Consider the following 19,699-nt stretch of genomic DNA (forward strand, 5'->3'; position numbering starts at 1 on the left):
TGGATGTTGATAAGCAACATAGGTACTCTCATGATATTGCACTGATGGAAAGGACTTCAGGCAAATTATTTTAGTATAAATAGGAGTTTAAATTTTGGAATTACCTAATTTGTGAAAACGAGTGAGGATATGCAGAACGAGAAGGACAAGTGGATGTACCTGTTGAAGCACATGAGCACCCTTGACAAGATTCCGGTCTTCTTGGACAAACGGGTTTTTCAACTCATCTTCAAGACACCGGAAGTGGTAAAACTAAGAAAAGAGGAACGTATGGCATACGAAGCGAATTTAAAAACCGCATCTCCCGCGTCTGTTCCGGTTGATTTTGTTTTGAAGATTATGACCTCCCCCCTGAAATACCTGCTTACGGGTGTCTTTTCAGCCGTGCTGGTCATGGGGTATGCGCAGGAAGAGGAGCAACAGCAGGAAGAGAAGCGACAACCCAGTGAGCAACGGGACGAAAGGCAACCGACGCTTTTGGAGTCCGTCGATGTCGTACGTGATTACCGGCCGATGCTGGCCGATGCCGTAAAGATCCGCCGGAGCCCCGATATGCGTATCGACCGGGAAGGGCTTGAGATTGAGCTGCGCCAGATCGCCGCCGCCACTTATTTTTCAAAGAACACATTCAAACAAGCCTATTACGGTAGGTTGCTGGAGCGGCATCCGGACGCTTCACGCAGCAATATCGATAACTACCGGATTGGTTTCCTGGCCTACCAGGCAGGCGAATACGAAAGAGCCACCGCTATTCTGGAGAAGCTGGCGGCTTCGGATGCTTTTTATCAGAGCTCGATAATCGCTTTAGGCCATATTGCCTTGGAAACCGGCGATAAGCAGCGCGCACGGAATGCGTTTGTTAAAGCGTCCAGACTAGATTTCGATCAGGCATTGAAAGCGGATGGACTGTTTAATTATGCGAAAATCTTATATGAATTGGATTCCGCCCAGATGGCCCTGAAAGTCGCCCAGGAATATATCGCTCAGAAATATAGGGATAATAATCCGGATGCCAGCGACACAGAGAATCCGGAAACACTGTTGGCTGAAATCTTGTTGGGCACGAGCAATTTTCACGCAGCGGTAAATATGCTGGAATCGTTCAGCAACAAGGGGCGGGAAGCCGATATGGCCTATCAAAAGGTTACGTATTATCGCGGATTGGAGTTTTATAACGAGCGTGCTTTCGAAAACAGCATATCCATGTTCATGCGATCGGAAAAATTCCCGATCGATGCGGAAATGGCGGCGTTGGCCACTTATTGGAAAGCGGAGGCGATGTATGAAGTGCGCAAGTACAAAGAGGCGGTGGAAAACTTTTCCCGGTTCCTCCAGTTGCCTGCCGCGCGAAACACCGATGTATACAGTTATGCGAACTATGCCCTGGCTTATGCGGCCTTCCGCAACAACAGCTTTAGCGTGGCGGCCGATTATTTTGAACGCTTTTTGGCTAGCGAGGGAAGTTTGATAGCGGAAAATGTACGTCATGACGTCATCGCACGTTTAGGTGATTCGTATTTGTCCATGCGCGATTACGGCCGAGCCAACCAATACTATGACCAGCTGATCAACAGCGGGGCCGCCAACCAAGACTATGCCTTGTTTCAGCGCGGTATTATCCAGGGATTGCAGGGCGACAAGGAAGCCAAGCTCAGCACCCTGCGGTCCGTTGTTGAGCAATTCCCTGGTTCAAACTATGCGGATGACGTGGCCTTTGAGGTCCCGTACACATATTTCACTATGGGAGATTACGATACCGCCATTGAGGGGCTGCAGCAGATGATCGAACAGTACCCCCGCAGCAGTTATGTTCCCCGGGCATTAATGACCATTGGGCTTGTCCAGTACAATAAAGATGATACCGAAGCGGCAAAAGCCACCTTCCAGAAGGTGGTGGAGGAACATGCCACAACCGATGAGGCACGGCAAGCGATGCGTTCCATTGAAAACATTTACCTGGATCAGGGGGATGCTTCGAGTTATATTAATTACGCGACCAGCACCAATCTCGGTGAGCTGAGTACTGCAGAGCAGGATAACCTGGCTTTCCAGGCGGCCTATTCCTTGTTTGCCAGGGGAGAATATGGACCCGCTGTGGAAGCGGTCAATGCGTATTTTGATAAATTCCCGAAACCCATACAGGAAAAGCATGCCCGTTATATCCGTGGGGTGAGTTTGTACCGAGCCGGGCACCCAAAGGAAGCGCTGCACGACCTGAACATTATCCTGAACGACTGGACGAGCCAGTATACGGAGAACACCTTGCTGACGGTGGCGGCGCTATACCTGAGCTTGGAGGAATACAACGAGGCCATCGTACACCTCAAAAAACTGGAACTCACTTCAGAATACAAAGACAACTATGCCTACGCGGTAACTAACCTGATGATTTGTTATTTCGAAATCGGCGACTTGGATCAGGTGGCCAAATATGCGAAGTTGATCAAGAATTACGAGCGGTCATCCGAGGAGGACATTGCCAAGGCACACTTGTACAGTGCGCGGGCCATGCTGCGAGAAGGGAAAGTGGAGCCCGCCATGAAGGAGCTGAATCTGGCGGCGCTGAAAAGCCAAACGGTAGTCGGCGCAGAGGCACGGTACCGCCTGGGGCAACTGCAGTATGAAGACAAGGAATATGATAAAGCCCAGGAAACGGCCTTTGATGTGATCAACAACATGGGGTCACATGACTATTGGGTGGCCAAGAGCTTCATCCTGCTTGCGGATGCCTATGCGGGCAAAGGCGAGAAGCTCCAAGCGAAGAGCACACTGGAAAGCGTGATTGAAAATTATGAAGAAGATGATGATGTCATTCCTTCGGCGAAAGAGCGTTTACAGAAATTGAACAAAAAGTAGGGGGAATTTTTTCGGCTGTGATTTGTTGTCGCGTCAATAGTCGCTTTGGTTTCATTACTTAAATGAGCCATACAGGCAAACAGATCGAGCCTTACAGGCAAATTAGCCGATTGTTTTTTGCCACATCTTTGTATCATGAAAACAATCGTTATGACAGGCGCAACATCCGGTATTGGCAAGGAGGCCGTTCAGCGGCTTGCGCAACAGCCCGGTACAAGAATTATCGTCGGCGCGCGCGGACGCGGACGCATTGTACCGGAAGGGACAGAAGTTTTTCCGTTGGACCTCACCTCGCTGGAAAGCGTCCGATCCTTTGCGGATAGCGTGAAAAAGCGGCTCGGAGACACTACGATTGACGTGCTGGTGCTCAACGCAGCGGTACAAGCAAAAGACAACCAACAGCAGAGCGCAGACGGTTTTGAATTGATGTTTGCCGTCAACCACCTGTCACATTACCTGCTTGCAAGGTTGCTCTGGCCCCACATGACCGCTAACGGCGTCATCGTCTTCACCACCAGCGACACGCATGACCCCGCGCTCATCCCGTTCGCGCCCAAGACGCTAGACCCACACGGGCTCGCCAACCCTCAAAAAAAGGAATGGGGCATGCGCGCGTATGCCGCATCCAAGCTGTGCAACCTGTTGACGGCCCGTTCTTTTGCTGCAATCAGCACGATGGAGGGGAGAGGTATCAGCGTTATCGCCTACAACCCCGGTCTAACCGGTGGCACATCGCTGACCGGCAAGCCTTCCCGCTTCATGCGAATATTGCTGCCCTTGGTGCTCCGCCCGCTGTCGCGCGTGGTGAGCCTGTTCAAACCTCCGTTTTTCGTCGGTACGCCCGAACGTGCCGGCGGTGTATTAGCAAACCTGGCGTCTGGAGAAATCCGGTTGCCCGAGGGGCGGGTGTATGCTTCATTGGTTAGAGGAAAGGTTACATTTCCCGACCCTTCGCAGCTCGCCCAGCGCGACGAGACAAGGGATTGGCTATGGCGGGCGAGTGCCAAGATGGTCGGCTTGTCCGAACAATAATATCCCGTATCTTTATCCTGATGAAGTATTCTACCGAGATAGTACCCGGCCGCATGGTCTATTCGCTCAATACAGAAAAAGAGCGAATACGGGACGGTCTCATCCCCGAAAGCCTGCTGGTACTGCAGATTTCCGGACAGTTGATGTTTGAAACGTCCGGCGAGAAACTCCTGACCCAGGCCGGAGACATGCTGCTCATCCGGAAAAACCAGTTGGCCAAAGCCACCAAAATACCAGGTGAAGACGGAGCGTACCAAACGATACTGATCTTGCTGAACGGCGATACGCTGAGAAAATACGCGCTGGAGCATCAGGTGGAAATCACGCAGAAATACAAAGGACCCCCCAATATATTTATACCCCAGAATGAGTTCCTGAAGGGCTTCTTCAAATCGATCATACCCTATGCCAATAACCCGAAGGCAGCCGCAGCACGCCGGTTGGGTAGACTGAAAATCCGGGAAGCCGTGGAGCTTTTGCTGGATACGCTCCCAGATCTGAAGTACTTTCTGTTTGACTTCTCCGAGCCGTATAAAATTGATCTGGAGAGTTTCATGTTCCAGCATTTTCACTTTAATGTTCCACTGGAGAAATTCGCCCGGTTGACAGGCCGGAGCATTTCCAGCTTTAAACGCGACTTCCACAAAGCATTCGGCGTGCCTCCAAGGCAGTGGCTGCAGGAAAGACGTCTGGAGGAAGCACGCCGTCAGCTTGAACAACAGGGAAAGAAGCCTTCGGAAATCTACGTGAACCTGGGCTTTGAAAGCCTGCATCACTTTTCGAATGCGTTTAAACGTCGGTTCGGGGCGTCGCCAACGAGGTATAACAGGGTATGACGTTCTTCACCGCAGATTTGCTTTCCCTAACGGGGCACAGCTCCGGCCGGTGTAGCCGGAGGGCGTTAAGATAGTGGTGAATTAGGCCTTTTTTGGAGGCAAATCGAAAGCTATGGCCTCATGTTCGAAGTGACCGTTATGTGAACCATCGCAAAAAGGCTTGTTTTTTGAAAGCCCGCAACGGCAAATAGAAAGTACCGTTCTCCCTTGTAAGCCATAGGCTTTACCATTTCTGTCCACGATTTCAAAATCGCCTTCAATTCTCACCGATCCGTTGTTGTTAATAGTTAGTTTAGTCTTAGCCATTTCATTTTTTTGCTGTCAAAAATAGCGTATACAAATGATCAATAGACATCTACTTATAGTTTAGAAACATTATACTGTATAGCCCCCCATTTCCCCGTTCCGGGGCCTTGTTTTTAGTAACTGTCTTTATCCGCTTATCCAATGCAGCACGGAGCGTTGCAGCTGCAATCTTATCCAGTGTTATCCATCCCCTTCGTATTCGTCCACGGTCTTTTTTCTACGTATATTTCTTTAGCTTTGTACTTCACAACAACTTGCCAGCCAATTATTGCTATTGAAAATGAAGAGACTGTTGTTCATCATAATTTATGTACTGGGTTCCAGTACGTTGTCCTTTCCGAAGAGCCGCGGCGCTGAAATAGATTCGCTGTTGCGGGTATTGGATAAAACCATCGCGAAACGCACGGTTTACATGTCGGAAAAGGAACAGAAAATTGACGAAATAAAACGGCTGCTTAAACATGAGCATTCGCCTGAGAAGCGCTTTCAGTTGAATACCAGACTGATATCGGAATATCAATCCTTTATATGTGATTCTGCATTGGGTTACATAGACCGCAATATCCAATTGGCGAAAACCTTGAACAACCGGGAATTTATGGATGAGAGCCGATTGAGGTTAGCTTTTGTGCTATCGATATCGGGCTTGTTTACCCAAGCCTCCGAGGTGTTTGGTGGCATTGAATACAACGCATTGCCGCATCACCTGAAGGTTTTTTATTGTTGGGGCTACATCCGATATAATGAAAATCTGATAAAATATACCGATCATCCGAAGTACGAAGCGGTACACATACGGGAAATTGCGAGATACAGGGATACATTGATGAACTTGCTTGGAAAGGAATCGGATACCTACCTGAAGGAAAAGTCGTTCAAGCTGAAGGCGGAAGGCGCCTTTGAAGCCTCTGCCGAGATCCAGACAGAATTGTTTAAGAGGGAGCAGGTGGATTCCCACGGGTATGCGATGGCTGCAATGGGATTGTCTATGATTCACAAAGAACTCGGAAATCAATCGTTGCAGGAAAAGTACCTGCTGCTTGCAGCCATAACGGATGTGAGGCTAGCCGTGAAAGAAAACGAATCCTTATTAACGTTGGCTATCTATTTATACGAGCAGGGAGAAGTAGACCGGGCCTACAATTATATCCAAGCGGCCCTTGACGACGCAAATTTTTATAATTCTCGTTTCAGGAATGCGGTGATCGCACGTACGCAACCCAAAATTGAGGCCATGTACTTGGCAAAGATCGAACAGCAACGAAAAAATTTGAGATCTTATGCATTGGCGATAAGTGTTTTCCTCATTGTCTTGGTCGTTACCTTATACTTTCTTTACAAACAAATAAAAACCGTATCGCGAGCCAAACGGAACTTGAATACCATTAACGAACAGTTAGTCTCCGTCAACCAGCGGCTGGATGAGGCTAACCTGATACGCGAGCGTTATATCGGTTATTACATTAACCAATGCGCCGTATACCTCGATAAGTTGGACGAGTTCCGGAAAACCGTGAACAGGAAAATTAAAGCCGGACAGCTGGACGAATTGCAAAAGCTGAGCGTATCGATGGCTACGCTTGAAAAAGACGCGCAAGAATTGTATACAGACTTCGACAGCACGTTCCTGGAGGTATATCCGGATTTCGTGGAAGAGTTCAATGCGTTGCTCCGGGAGGATGAGCGGTATGTGCTTAAAAAAGATCACCTGAACACCGAACTTCGCATATTTGCCTTGATCCGGCTAGGCATAACAGATGTCAATCAAATTGCTACGTTTCTGAGGTATTCCATACAAACGATTTATAACTATAAGAGTAAAGTGAAGGGAAAAGCCGCTGTCGACATCGATCACTTTGAAGAAAAAGTTAAAAAAATCGGTACGTTTCCTGTCCGATAGATTCTCGTGTGTTTACCAATTGCTCGCTGCCTGTTGCTGTTAACTTGCTTGTTTAAAGAATTTTACGTTTTTTAAAAATAAAAATATCTTACCAAGAGGCCTACTTGCGCATGCAGGTGGGCCTCTTGGTGTATAAATTTGCCGGTACGTGGAAATCAGGTGAAATCTGCATTCCGGCTAACGCGTAACCTTAAATTATAAACGTTAAAATTGATAAGTACCGATATGAACAATCGTCTTTCCGTGATCGCTTGGCTATGCAACCTTGTTTTGTTTGTCTTCTTGGCGGGAGCAACGGTCCGGGCCCAAGAAATCACTCCGTTCAGAAACGATGACCGGGTTGTTTTTTTAGGAAATAGCATCACCGATGGAGGGCATTATCATGCGTATATATGGCTCTATTATATGACACGATTTCCGGAAATGAAGGTATCCATACAGAACGCAGGGATCGGTGGGGATCGGGTCATCGAAATGGTCAAACGCTTGGATGGAGATGTTTTTAGTAGGCATCCCACCGTGCTTGTAACGACGTTTGGCATGAACGATTCAGGGTATCTTGAATATAATGGCTCCGAGCCGGATAAGTTTGCCGATGAGAAAGTAAAGGAATCTGCGATGGCGTTTCAGGAAATGGAAAAGCGGTATAAGGAACTTCACGATACCCGGATTGTCTTAATGGGGAGTTCGCCTTATGACGAAGGAGCTGTGCTTGAGGGAAATCTACCTTTTAAGGGAAAAAACGCGGCGATGCTCCGCATCGTGGATTTTCAAAGGGCATCCGCTCAATCAAACCATTGGGAGTTTCTCGACCTTAATCGGCCGATGACGCGTATCAATGAACGCATCCAGCAGCAAGAACCGGCATTCACGCTTTGCGGAAGCGATCGTATTCATCCCGACAACGACGGACATATGGTAATGGCGTACCTGTTTCTAAAGGCGCAGGGGTTTGCTGGCAACAAGGTTGCCGAAATAGTCATTGACGCAGGTACTCAAAAAATTGTTTCGGCTGTCAATTGCCGCTTGTCAAACGTCAAGAAGACGCCCACGGGTGTTACTTTTGAATACAAAGCGAATTCGCTGCCCTATCCGTTGGACACCGTTCCAAGGGGGTGGGGCAGTAAAAAAAGTCAATACGATGCGCTCCGGGCCATTCCCTTCATGGAGGAAATGAATCAGGAGCGCTTGATCGTGAAAGGACTGAAAGGGCGCCATAAGCTGTTCATCGATGAAGAAGAAATCGGCATATGGTCTGCGGAAGATTTCGCCCAAGGCATAAACCTGGCGGCATTAACCCATACACCCCAATACCAGCAAGCATTGGGCGTCATGTATTTAAATGAAGAGCGATGGGAGATTGAACGGAGGTTCAGGGATTATGCGTGGGTACAGTACAATTTTTTCCAGCCCAAGGGATTGCTGAATGCCAATAATCGCCAGGCAATCCAGGTAATGGATCAGCATATTGCAACCGACGGTTGGCTACGGGCAAAAAGAGACCTGTATGCGAAGGCCATGTTGCCGGAGGTCAGGAAGGCCTGGCAGGATCAACAGGACCAGTTGGTAAGGGATATCCAGCATGCTGCGATGCCGAAGACACGGAAATTCAGGCTTGTCCCCATTCAATAACACAAGTAAGGTATAACGAAGTAACATAGTAATGAGACAGTCATTCACGAGGGGGAAGCGGATGGGCTATTGCCTGGGGGTTGTTGTTTTTTTGGCTAGCGCCTGCTCGGGCGATAAGGAGGCGGAAAACGTGTCCGCCACGGACTTTGTAAACCCATTTATCGGGGCAAGTACGAGCGTCGGAGCAGCGGGGGTTTATCACGGGCTCGGAAAAACGTTTCCAGGTGCAACGACGCCTTATGGAATGGTGCAGGTCAGCCCCAATACCATAACCGGAGGAGATAACAGCCCCGGATACAGTTTTGAACACAAGACCATAGAAGGCTTCGCGTTTACGCAAATGAGTGGGGTAGGGTGGTTCGGCGACCTCGGTAATTTTTTGGTGATGCCTACCACGGGGAAATTGAAAACGATTGCAGGAAAAGAGGATGGAAGTATCCGGGGATACCGTTCCTATTATAATAAAGATTCCGAGGTCGCCAAACCGGGCTACTACGCCGTGGAACTCACGGATTATCGAATCAAGGTCGAAACGACTGCCGCTCCCCACAGTGGAATGATCCGGTTCACGTTTCCAGAAAATAAGGAATCCCGGATACAGATCGATCTAGCCAGACGTGTGGGTGGTACATCCGTTAAGCAGTATATCCGCAAGGTTGATAACCAAACCATCCAAGGATGGATGAAGTGTACACCGGATGGGGGGGGCTGGGGAAATGGCGAAGGAAACGCAGACTATACAGTTTATTTCTACGCACGTTTCAGTAAGCCACTGGATAACCATGGCTTTTGGCGGGCCGATATTCCGGATGACTGGCCCCGGAAGCGGGACGATGTCGTGAGCGAACCCTACCTCCGACGTGTGGAAAAGGCCGAAATCATCCGGGGACAGACCGAATTGGAAGGAAAGCACCTGGGCTTCTTCTCCGATTTTGAAACGCATGAAAACGAAGAAATTACGTTGCAGGTGGGTATTTCGTTCGTCGATATGGGTGGTGCTGAAAACAATTTCAGAAGTGAAATAGAAGGAAAGAGTTTTGATCAGGTGCGAGCTGAAGCGTTGGCACTATGGGACCAATCGTTATCGGGTATTAAGGTGCAGGGCGGAACGGACGACCAAAAGACGATATTCTATACAGCGCTTTATCATACGATGATCGATCCCCGGATGTATTCGGATGTCGATGGCCGGTTTATCGGCGGCGACAAACGAATACACGAACGTGGAACGTATACAAGGCGGACCATTTTTAGCGGGTGGGACGTTTTCCGCAGTCAGTTTCCACTGCAGACCCTGATCAACCCCCGACTGGTTAGCGACCAATTGAATTCATTGATCTCGCTTGCCGATGAATCGGGTCGCGGCTATTTTGAACGGTGGGAGTTATTGAATGCATATTCGGGGTGTATGATTGGTAATCCGGCGTTATCCGTGCTGGCCGACGCTTATGTAAAGGGCATTAGGGACTACGATGTGGAAAAAGCGTACCAATACGCAGTCAATACATCAGCGCTCTTCGGCAACGACAAACTGGGCTACACCGGTCCACCGTTTAGCATTTCCAATACATTGGAATACGCGTATACCGATTGGTGTGTCGCCCAATTGGCCGATGGATTAGGTAAAAAAGAGGAAGGACAGCGTTTTCGCCAGAAGGCGCAAGCATACCGAAATATTTTCGATCCTGAAAAGGGGTGGTTCCGGCCACGTCGGAACGATGGTTCCTGGGAAGAATGGCCAGACAGTGCCCGCACCAAAGAATGGTATGGGAGTATCGAGTCCAACCCCTACCAACAAGGATGGTTCGTTCCGCATGATATTCCCGGCATGATTGAATTAATGGGAGGACGCAGCAAGACGCTGGAAGACCTCACGAATTTTTTCGAACAAACGCCAGACCATATGTTGTGGAACGATTATTACAATCATGCCAATGAGCCGGTACATCTCGTGCCCTTTCTCTTTAACCATCTGGACGCTCCGTGGTTGACACAAAAATGGACCCGTCATATCTGCGACAAAGCCTATAAAAATTCCGTGGAAGGCATCGTAGGAAACGAGGACGTCGGACAAATGTCGGCCTGGTACGTGCTGGCCGCCGCTGGTATACACCCGTCGTGTCCGGGGAGTACGCGATATGAGATAACAAGCCCGCTATTTGACGAAGTGGAGTTTGCACTGGATCCGCAATATTTCAACGGAAAGTCTTTTAAAATCAAAGCCCATCAGAATGCACCCGAACATGTGTACATCCAAAGGGCATTGCTGAACGGGCAACCATATAACAAGTGCTATATCGATTTTTACGATATCGTTTCAGGCGGTACACTTGAATTGTTCATGGGACCCCAGCCTAATCACGATTGGGGGATCAATCAACAGGTAGCTAAAACGGTGAAAAATGGGGTTGAAGATTAAAATATTACCAATCGTTTTCTTTACGCTCGCATTTTCTTTTGCGCAAGAACGGGATTTGGTGAAATATGTAAATACCTTACAGGGAACCGATTCCGAATGGGCGTTATCTTACGGAAATACGTATCCAACCGTCGGATTGCCATTTGGCGTACACTTCTTTTCTGCACAGACCGGCAAAAACGGAGATGGCTGGAAATACCAATACAAAGCCAATACCATTCGGGGGTTCCAGCAGGTACACCAGTGCAGTCCTTGGATGAATGACTATGCAGTTTTTTCGCTCATGCCGGGCCTCGGAAACCTGGTGGTCAACGAAGATGCCCGTGCCTTGGCATTCCGTCACGAGCATGAAGTAGCTAAGCCACATTACTACGCCGTTCAATTTGATAACGGCATACGGGCTGAAATAAGTCCTGTCGAGCGAGGAGCGCATATGCGGTTTCGTTTTCCCGGTAAGCAAAAAGCATATCTGGTGCTGGATGGGTATATCAAGGATAGCGAAGTGACGATCATTCCGGAGGAACGCAAGATTATCGGCTTTGTCAATAACGGCCGTTTTGTTCCCGGAAATTTCAAAAACTATTTTGTCCTTGTGTTCGACCGCGATTTCAAAAGTTTCGGCACGTGGGAAAATACGCAGGACCACATAAAGGAAGGCAACCTGCATGACACGGGAAAAGGAGTGGGGGCGTATCTTGAATTCGCCCCCGGTACAACCGTCGAGGTGAAGGTGGCCTCGTCATATATCGATCCCCAGCAGGCCGAGTTGACCCTTAAACAAGAATTGGGTGATGCTAAAAGATTTGAAACGACAAAAAATAAAGCCTTTGACATCTGGAATAAATTGCTGAACCGTATCGTGGTGGAAGGCGGAACGGAGGAAGAAAAGGCTACGTTCTATTCCTGCCTGTTTCGGGCCAATCTCTTTTCGCGGAAATTCTACGAACTGGATGCCAACGGCGATCCCCGCTACTATAGCCCCTACGATGGGAAAATCTATTCCGGCTACATGTATACGGACAACGGATTTTGGGACACCTTCAGGGCACAGTTTCCGCTAAGCAACATCCTGCATCCAGAAATGCAGGGCAGGCACATGCAGTCGTTGCTGGATGCCCAACAACAGGCCGGCTTTTTTCCTACCTGGTCCAACCCGGGAATGTCCGGTGTCATGATCGGAAACCATGCCATATCGTTGCTTACCGATGCCTGGGTAAAAGGAATCCGCACCTTCAACCCTGACAGTGCATTACAGGCGTATTACCACGAAGTGACAACTAAAGGAATTTGGGGTGGGTCCAACGGAAGGGAAGGGTGGAAAGATTACTTTACAAAAGGTTACATACCGTATGGTGAAATTCATGAAAGCACGGCAAAGACCTTGGAGTATGCGTACGATGATTTCTGCGGTTACCAGTTGGCAAAGGCGGTCGGCAATGATTTTTACCAAAATGTGTTTGCACGGCAAATGTATAATTACAGAAATGTATTTGATCCGACGGTCAACTTTGTGCGCGGAAGACAGGTAAACGGCGAGTGGCTTCCGGATTTTGATCCCGTCGAATGGGGCGGGCCTTTTACCGAGGCAAATGCGTGGCAATATACATGGTCGGTATTGCACGATGTGAACGGTCTCATTAACCTCATCGGCGGTGAAGAGCGATTTAATGCGAAATTGGATTCCTTTTTCACGATGGAGCAGCGTATTGAATACGGATCCTATGGAAGGGAAATTCACGAAATGCGGGAGATGTTACTGGCGAAAATGGGTCAGTATGCGCATGGAAACCAGCCGACACAACACGTTCCGTATCTCTACAACTTCAGCGGGCAACCCTGGAAGTCACAGAAGCAGGTCCGCATGGTGATGTCGAAGCTGTACAATGCCACCGAAAAAGGATATCCGGGCGATGAAGACCAGGGCCAGATGTCGTCGTGGTATGTATTGAGCGCGCTGGGAATCTATAGTGTTTGCCCGGGAACCGATGAATACGTGATTGGCAGTCCGCTTTTTGAAAAGGCCACGATCACCCTGGAAAATGGAAAGCGTTTTACCATCCGGGCAATCAACAACGGTCCAGAGCAGGTGTATATCCAGTCGGCGCGTCTAAACGGGAAGCCGTATGACAAGAATTACATCACGTATTCGGACATCATCAACGGAGGCGATATCGAGTTTGTAATGGGCGATACGCCGAATTTTGACCGGGGGATCAGTAGCAAATCCAGACCATTTTCATTAAGTCCGTTATCGGTGAACGAAGGTTCCGTCCGTTAATCGATTGAAAAGACCAGTATAGTACCCAAATTATAGATTAAGTTATGAAAAAGAGGTGTCTTATTTTCGCAATGCTAATTGCGCTTGTGGGTGCGTCGTGCAGCAAACAAGGTTTTCTGGACCAGACGCAATCGACCGATCTGAATGAAAAGGTCGTGTTTTCAGACAGCGCCTACACCATCGATTTCCTTTCGAGTATGTATGCGGATATCGGTTTTGCTACCTGGCCAAAGCGATTTGGCGGGGGTGGGCTGGATGCATGCACGGATGAAGCGGAAGGCACCGGTTTGGGAAGTATCAATACATTCATTCAGTTTGCCACCGGTACGGTCAACTCAACTATGATCACGAAAGATGCCTGGACCACGGCGTACACAAACATCCGAAGGGCCAATATTATGCTCAAGAATCTGCCGGACGCTAAATTCGGTGAGGATATCAAAATAAGGGTTAAGGCAGAAACCCGCTTTTTGAGGGCGTATTACTATTTTATTCTGCTGGAGCATTATGGGGGGGTACCGCTAATGGGCGATAGTGTCTACCAGAAAGAAGACCGTGTTCCTGCCACACGTAATACGTTTGAAGAGTGCGTGGAGTACATCGTGGATGAATGTGACGCCGCCGCAGAAGATCTGCCCTGGATGCATGTCGGTGAAAATTACGGACGCATCAGCAAAGCGGCCTGTTATGGACTGAAATCGCGCCTGCTGCTGTATGCCGCCAGTCCGTTGTTTAACGGTGAGTCGGCGGTAACAGACGAGCGTTTGCGTTCGGTCGTCGGTTATCCTGACGTCAACCCTTCGCGGTGGGAGCGGGCAGAGGAAGCTGCGGCACAGGTGATTGAAGGTTCTGGCGGGCAATATCGTCTGCATGTCGATAACGAAACGGAACCTGGCTACGGGTTTTACGAAGTCTTCCAGTTGCGAAAGAACACGGAGTACCTACTGGCCCGGATGCAGGCTTCAAACAGTGACCTGGAAGGAATCTGGAATCCGCCAACCTTTGGCGTTACCAGTCCCGGTGCCCGTCCGTACCTGGAAGTCGTCAATGCGTTTGGTATGAAAAATGGTTTGCCTATTGACGATCCGGCGTCGGGGTATGACCCTGAACAGCCTTATAAAGACCGAGACCCAAGGTTTGCCAATACGATTACGCGGGATCAATCGCTGGTTTTTCACCGGGATGGATTGACAAGACGGCCCGTTAATATCTATGTCAATAAAACCGACCCCAATAACATCACTTCCGGCCAGGATGCCGTCTATAAAGGGACGCCAACCGGGTATTATACGTATAAGATGCTCAATCGGAATGTGGCGGCAGATTGGTTCAATACCTATACGCCGCGGTGCTTCCCCATCATCAGGTACGCGGAAATTCTACTGAATTATGCCGAAGCACGTAACGAACGGCTTGCCTCGCCCGACCAAGAGGTCTACCAAGCGGTGGAAGCCATCCGCGAACGGGCAGGCCTGTCGCCTTACCAACTGCGGGCCGGATTAACCCAAGCTGAAATGCGGGAAATTATCCGAAATGAGCGACAAAAGGAATTGGCGTTCGAAGGACATCGGTTTTTTGACGTCAGACGCTGGAAGATCGCCGAGATGGTCGAAAATGCCCAATTGCACGGCACGGAACCGGTACGAACGTCTTCCGGAACCGTTTATCATACCATAAACGTGCGAAAGCGCATATTTAACCCGCGCATGTATTTGTGGCCCATTCCGCAATCAGAAGTGGCAAAATCAACCGATTTAATTCAAAATCCGGGATATTGATGGAACTGATTAAATCGTTCACGCGAGTTCATTCCCGATTAAAACAACGCATTATGAAAGTCAATTTCGTATTATCTGCAGCCTTACTGGTTTTGGGGCTGATAGGACTTTCGTCCTGTGAGGACGAAGTCTCAAACGTGCCGACAGCCGAGGCGGTGAAAGACATCACTGGCAGCTGGAAAGTGGTCCAGCTTACAAGAAATGGCGAGGATTTGAGCGAGCGCCTTGACCTTTCGGGCTTCCGCATCGGATTTAATTCAGATGGAACCTACACATTGGCCAATCAACTGCCGTTTATTGCCGATGCTCCCGGTACGTATAAGCTCAGCGACCCGCAATATCCATTTGCACTGGTGTTGACGCCTGAGGGTGTTGAGGAAGACGTGGTGGCAAGGTTCCAATTTCCGATGGTTAAAGGCAAGCGGCAGTTAAGCCTATCCTTCAGCCTCGGATGCGAAAGCAATACGTATCAATTTAATTTTGAACGCGAAAACCAAAACTGATGAAAAAGGCAACCCATACATTATTATACATTTACCTGCTCGTTGGTCTTTTCGTTACTATGTTCCTGGTGCATTGCGGACTGACGGCCCTGACGGTGACTGTGCCCGAACAAGCGATGGTAAATGAACGCGTAACCTTTGTGATGCATAGCGGCGCAGAGCCCCGGATAGAGGAACCGGGAACCTATACTACCCAGTTGCTCGCCGGCATCATGGTTCCAAAAAGCTGGAATGCCCGGCAAAATGCGGTGCTAACGTTCACCAGTCCGAAGGGAAACGGCGTCATGCGTATGATACCGGACTCAGAAATAGAGCCGGTGTCGGGCCTGAGCTGGCATCAGGCAGCCAAAAATATGTTTGGAATCGGCCCGAATCTGGTGGACGATTTTGAGTGGATTGTATACCGGAGTACCCAATCTTATACGTTCCGCAACAATGAAGATATCAGTTTCGATGTGAATGTAGAATGTAACGTCGGAGCAGAAAACATGTTGGTCCGATTGGGCTTCTACGTCGGTTCTTCCATTGAAAACCTCCGTCCCGAAGATACGGATTATAAAAAGGTCGCGTTTTCACAAGTATTTGAAGTTACCGGCGGGGAGGGCGACGTGATTGACTTTGTTAATCCGCAGTTGGCCACGGTGCAACCTGTCAGGAGCCTGGACAACGATATCGTCACGTTGACATTTGATGCGGGCGTTACTCACACCGTACTGGATAATCAAGAAGATATCTATTTAGCCATCCGATGCTTTGATGAAGAAGGGTTGCTTATTGACGAAGTTAACGAGCAGACCGATAAAACCCGGCTCAGGAGCATAGGTGGCAGAAAGTTTCTGCTGGATTTTTGGCCGAGGGGATTTTTCAATGTCGAAAGGGGCCAGCGGATCGCCCGTCTTGAATACTTCTATACCGATGCCAGCGGTACCTTACGCGTGGGATACGGTAAAACCGAAGAGCCTTTTAGATATACGTTTCGTTGTCAATGAGCGGGCTGTTTAGCAGTTGAATGAAGTTACATACTAACCAAATTAACTTGGAAATGTTGAGTCACTATATAAAAATCAGTGCAACCGGTTTACTCCTGCTACTCACGGCAAATCAAGTTGCGTACGCAGGAGTCGATAAGTCAGGTACCAGGTGCTGTGCGTTTAATCAAATGGGAGAAAGCAGGCCCATCAAAGTAGTTGATGAATATGGGAAACCGTTACCGGATGTAAAAATCTATTCATTGCAGGAGGAATTCCTGGGCGAGACGGATGAGCGGGGTGAGATTGATATCGCTGTTGTGGGGCCGGATATGCGTATATTACTGAGGCATCCGGCTTACTATCCCAAAACGTTGGCGGTTAAAGCGATGACCACCGTAGCAATGGTTCCGAATTACCTGCAAGAACCTGCGACGGTTGACGTGCTGCACGATAAACGTGACCGGAATTCGGTTATCGGGTCCGTCGCGGTTGTTTATAACAGTCAACTGAAATCGACACCTACCCCCTTGTATCTCAATGCATTGACCGGTAGGCTGCCCGGATTATACACGCAGGAAACCAGCGGATTTCGGTCGGCACGTACCGCTCCGATTACCGCAAATGACCTGGCGGGTTCGCTGCCCACAGACGCTACGAAATACAGCACCAGCCTTAGTGACAATTCGGAGGTGGCTTTTCAATTACGCGGACAAAATCCCGTGGTGCTAATTGACGGAGTTCAACGGGAAATTTACTCGATTGATCCGGAAAGTATCGAATCGGTTACCGTTGCGAAGGATGCGTTATCGGCCATCCTCTTGGGGCAACGAAGCTCCAGGGGAGTGCTGCAGATTACCACCAAAAAAGGCAAGCCGGGGCCTCCGCGTATTTCATTTACTGCGCAAACCGGTGTGCAGAATGCATTGAAACGGCCCGAGCCGTTGAGCGCTCATCAATATGCCTACTTGTACAACGAGGCCTTATTAAATAGTGGGCGGCCGCCGGTGTATTCACAGGAAGACTTTGATGCGTTTAAAAGCGGGAATTCTCCGCTTTTTTATCCCAATGTGAATTGGTATGAGACCGTTTTAAATAAGAATAACCCCATAACCAAATATAACCTCGGGGTAAACGGTGGGACAGAGACCGCGCGCTACGCTTTGTCGTTAAGTTACCTGAACCAGGAGGGAATGTTCCAGTCGTCCGATCAGTTTAATTACGAAACCAACTTAAGGCAACAAAGGTACCTGATCAATAGTTCCATCGATGTCGATGTGACGAGCGATCTCACCATCGGACTCCAGCTGTTCGGCCGGATTCAAGAGGGGCGGCAGCCCGGAGCTGGCGTAGGAAGCATACTCAATGCCTTACATGCTACACCGAATAACGCCTATCCAATTTTTAACGACGATGGCAGTTACGGCGGTTCGTCCGAATATACCACTAACCTGTATCAACAGGTTACCGGCTCGGGATATCGCTTGGATAATACCCGCGACGTGTTGGCAAACCTCGATTTCAATTACCGGTTTGACTGGTGGCTGCCTGGATTATATGCCAAAGGTAAATTCAACGTTTCATCGACTTCGTCCAGCTTAATTGACCGGAGCCGCCAGCAACCGGTGTACGACGTCCGTTACAATGAACAGGGAGAACTCATATACGTACGGTACGGCAATATAGCGGACCAGCCCAACTCGTTTGCTACGACATCTACCGCAAATTTCATCTATTACCAGGGAAGCCTCGGATACGATACCCATATTAACGACGATCACCTGATAGGAGCGCGGATTTTCATGGATCAACAGACGGCAAATTACCAGTTTGATTTACCTGCCATCCACACCAACGTGGCAGCCACCGCAAATTACGCCTACCGGAAGAAGTATTTTGCCGAGTTCGCAGCCAATTACTCCGGCTTTAACCGCTTCCAACCGGGGAGGAAATTCGGACTGTTCTACGCCGTAGGCCTGGCATGGGATGCGGCCCAGGAAGCTTTCTTGGCCGACCAATCCGATTGGTTGACGGAATTGAAATTGCGGGCCACCTATGGTAAAACCGGCAACACGAATGAAGGCGCGTTGGGTTATTACAGCTGGCGGCCTTCCTTCGGTCAAGACGGTGTCAATGGATATAACGTGGGTTCGGAATATTCGTTCGTAAGCAGTTTGGTGGAGAAAGGTCTGGCGAATGTCGATGCGACTTGGGAAAAAGGACATAAGTTCAATGTGGGATTGGATGTGTCGCTGTGGAATTCTCTTAGCCTATCTGCGGAATATTACCGGGATACCTATTACGATCTGTTGCAGCAACGTGGATCCACTATTGAACTGATTGGAATTGGCTATCCAAACGAAAACATCGGCAAGAACCGGTATGAAGGACAGGAACTTGCGATCACCTACCAGAACCGGGTGGGCGGCTTCCATTATTTTATTGCAGCCAATGCCTCGCGGATGCGCACCGAAGTGCTATACATGAACGAAGTTTTCCAGAAGTATCCTTGGAACCGCCGTACCGGAATGCCGGTCGGACAGACGTTTGGTTATCTAGCCGACGGATTGATAAAAAATCAGGCGGAAGCCGACGCTGCCCCGCTTCTCGGTGGAAATCAAGTGCATCCCGGAGATGTCAAATTGGTTGACCTGAATAACGATGGCATCATCAATATCTACGACCAAACGGCTATCGGCAATACGAAACCTTTATTGTATTTCGGAACTACCATCGGGTTCAATTTCAAAGGAGTTGATCTTGCCGTCCTGCTACAGGGAGTTGCCAACCGTACATACCAGCAAACGGATTATTCCTTCGGTAGCAGCGGGGAACGCCAAGGATACACCTACCTGCTTGGCCGGTGGACGCCGGAGACCGCCGAAACGGCGACGTATCCGCGCCTGACCATCGGTGCAGATCCGACCAACACGCCGTATCTCAACACGTCAAGCTATTGGACACGGTCAGGCGAATACCTGCGGATACGAAATGTCGACCTGGGCTATACGTTCCCGTTCTCCTTGAGTCGGAAAATCAGGGTCTCCGCCTTCCGTATTTTTGCCAATGCGCAGAACCTGTTTACCCTTACACCGTATGATAGGCTGGACCCCGAGATCAATGGCGATACCGCGTATCCCATTCAGCGTGTGATCAGTTTTGGGGTGAATGTCAAATTATAAACCTGAAAT

12 protein-coding genes are annotated in these 19,699 nt (G+C 49.1%); 11 read left to right on the forward strand and 1 reads right to left on the reverse strand.

Annotation, left to right across the window (positions count from 1 at the left end):
- Nucleotides 1-111: 111 nt before the first annotated feature.
- The 3 genes from BM030_RS15885 to BM030_RS15895 all read left to right on the forward strand — a co-directional run bounded on the left by BM030_RS15885 (nt 112) and on the right by BM030_RS15895 (nt 4,724).
- The gene (locus tag BM030_RS15885) at nt 112-2,856 is read left to right on the forward strand and encodes a tetratricopeptide repeat protein (RefSeq protein ID WP_317615119.1); all 2,745 of its coding nucleotides are present in this window, start codon (nt 112-114) and stop codon (nt 2,854-2,856) included.
- A 135-nt stretch (nt 2,857-2,991) separates the two neighbouring features.
- Nucleotides 2,992-3,888 (forward strand): SDR family NAD(P)-dependent oxidoreductase, encoded by an 897-nt coding sequence (locus tag BM030_RS15890; RefSeq protein WP_211657630.1) that lies wholly within the window; start codon nt 2,992-2,994, stop codon nt 3,886-3,888.
- Nucleotides 3,889-3,908: 20 nt separating this feature from the next.
- Nucleotides 3,909-4,724, forward strand: coding sequence for a helix-turn-helix domain-containing protein (locus tag BM030_RS15895; protein WP_090974592.1), 816 nt, complete (start codon nt 3,909-3,911; stop codon nt 4,722-4,724).
- An 81-nt stretch (nt 4,725-4,805) separates the two neighbouring features.
- Here BM030_RS15895 and BM030_RS15900 read toward each other — a convergent pair whose 3' ends face one another.
- Nucleotides 4,806-5,030 (reverse strand): CDGSH iron-sulfur domain-containing protein, encoded by a 225-nt coding sequence (locus BM030_RS15900; protein WP_079716080.1) that lies wholly within the window; start codon nt 5,028-5,030, stop codon nt 4,806-4,808.
- A 280-nt stretch (nt 5,031-5,310) separates the two neighbouring features.
- Here BM030_RS15900 and BM030_RS15905 point away from each other — a divergent pair, with 280 nt between their 5' ends.
- From BM030_RS15905 to BM030_RS15940, 8 genes are all read left to right on the forward strand, one after another.
- Nucleotides 5,311-6,930: a DUF6377 domain-containing protein gene (locus tag BM030_RS15905; protein WP_090974593.1), complete on the forward strand. Its 1,620-nt coding sequence runs from the start codon at nt 5,311-5,313 to the stop codon at nt 6,928-6,930.
- Between the two features lie 225 nt (nt 6,931-7,155).
- Nucleotides 7,156-8,562 carry an SGNH/GDSL hydrolase family protein gene (locus BM030_RS15910; RefSeq protein WP_090974594.1) on the forward strand — a complete coding sequence of 469 codons (1,407 nt, stop codon included), beginning with the start codon at nt 7,156-7,158 and terminating at the stop codon, nt 8,560-8,562.
- 31 nt (nt 8,563-8,593) lie between these two features.
- Complete coding sequence (locus BM030_RS15915) at nt 8,594-10,981, forward strand: GH92 family glycosyl hydrolase (protein ID WP_244518996.1); 2,388 nt, start codon at nt 8,594-8,596, stop codon at nt 10,979-10,981.
- Nucleotides 10,965-13,259 carry a GH92 family glycosyl hydrolase gene (locus BM030_RS15920; RefSeq protein ID WP_090974596.1) on the forward strand — a complete coding sequence of 765 codons (2,295 nt, stop codon included), beginning with the start codon at nt 10,965-10,967 and terminating at the stop codon, nt 13,257-13,259. The genes BM030_RS15915 and BM030_RS15920 overlap by 17 nt, the downstream gene beginning before the upstream one ends.
- A 44-nt stretch (nt 13,260-13,303) precedes the next feature.
- Entirely contained in the window at nt 13,304-15,037 is a 1,734-nt protein-coding gene (locus tag BM030_RS15925) for a RagB/SusD family nutrient uptake outer membrane protein (RefSeq protein WP_090974597.1), read from the forward strand.
- Nucleotides 15,038-15,090: 53 nt separating this feature from the next.
- The gene (locus BM030_RS15930) at nt 15,091-15,540 is read left to right on the forward strand and encodes a DUF5004 domain-containing protein (RefSeq protein WP_090974635.1); all 450 of its coding nucleotides are present in this window, start codon (nt 15,091-15,093) and stop codon (nt 15,538-15,540) included.
- Complete coding sequence (locus tag BM030_RS15935) at nt 15,540-16,529, forward strand: DUF4961 domain-containing protein (RefSeq protein WP_090974598.1); 990 nt, start codon at nt 15,540-15,542, stop codon at nt 16,527-16,529. The genes BM030_RS15930 and BM030_RS15935 overlap by 1 nt, the downstream gene beginning before the upstream one ends.
- 170 nt (nt 16,530-16,699) lie before the next feature.
- Nucleotides 16,700-19,690: a SusC/RagA family TonB-linked outer membrane protein gene (locus BM030_RS15940; protein ID WP_244518997.1), complete on the forward strand. Its 2,991-nt coding sequence runs from the start codon at nt 16,700-16,702 to the stop codon at nt 19,688-19,690.
- Nucleotides 19,691-19,699 lie beyond the last annotated feature (9 nt).

This window comes from Parapedobacter composti, from assembly GCF_900112315.1.
Lineage (GTDB): Bacteria > Bacteroidota > Bacteroidia > Sphingobacteriales > Sphingobacteriaceae > Parapedobacter > Parapedobacter composti.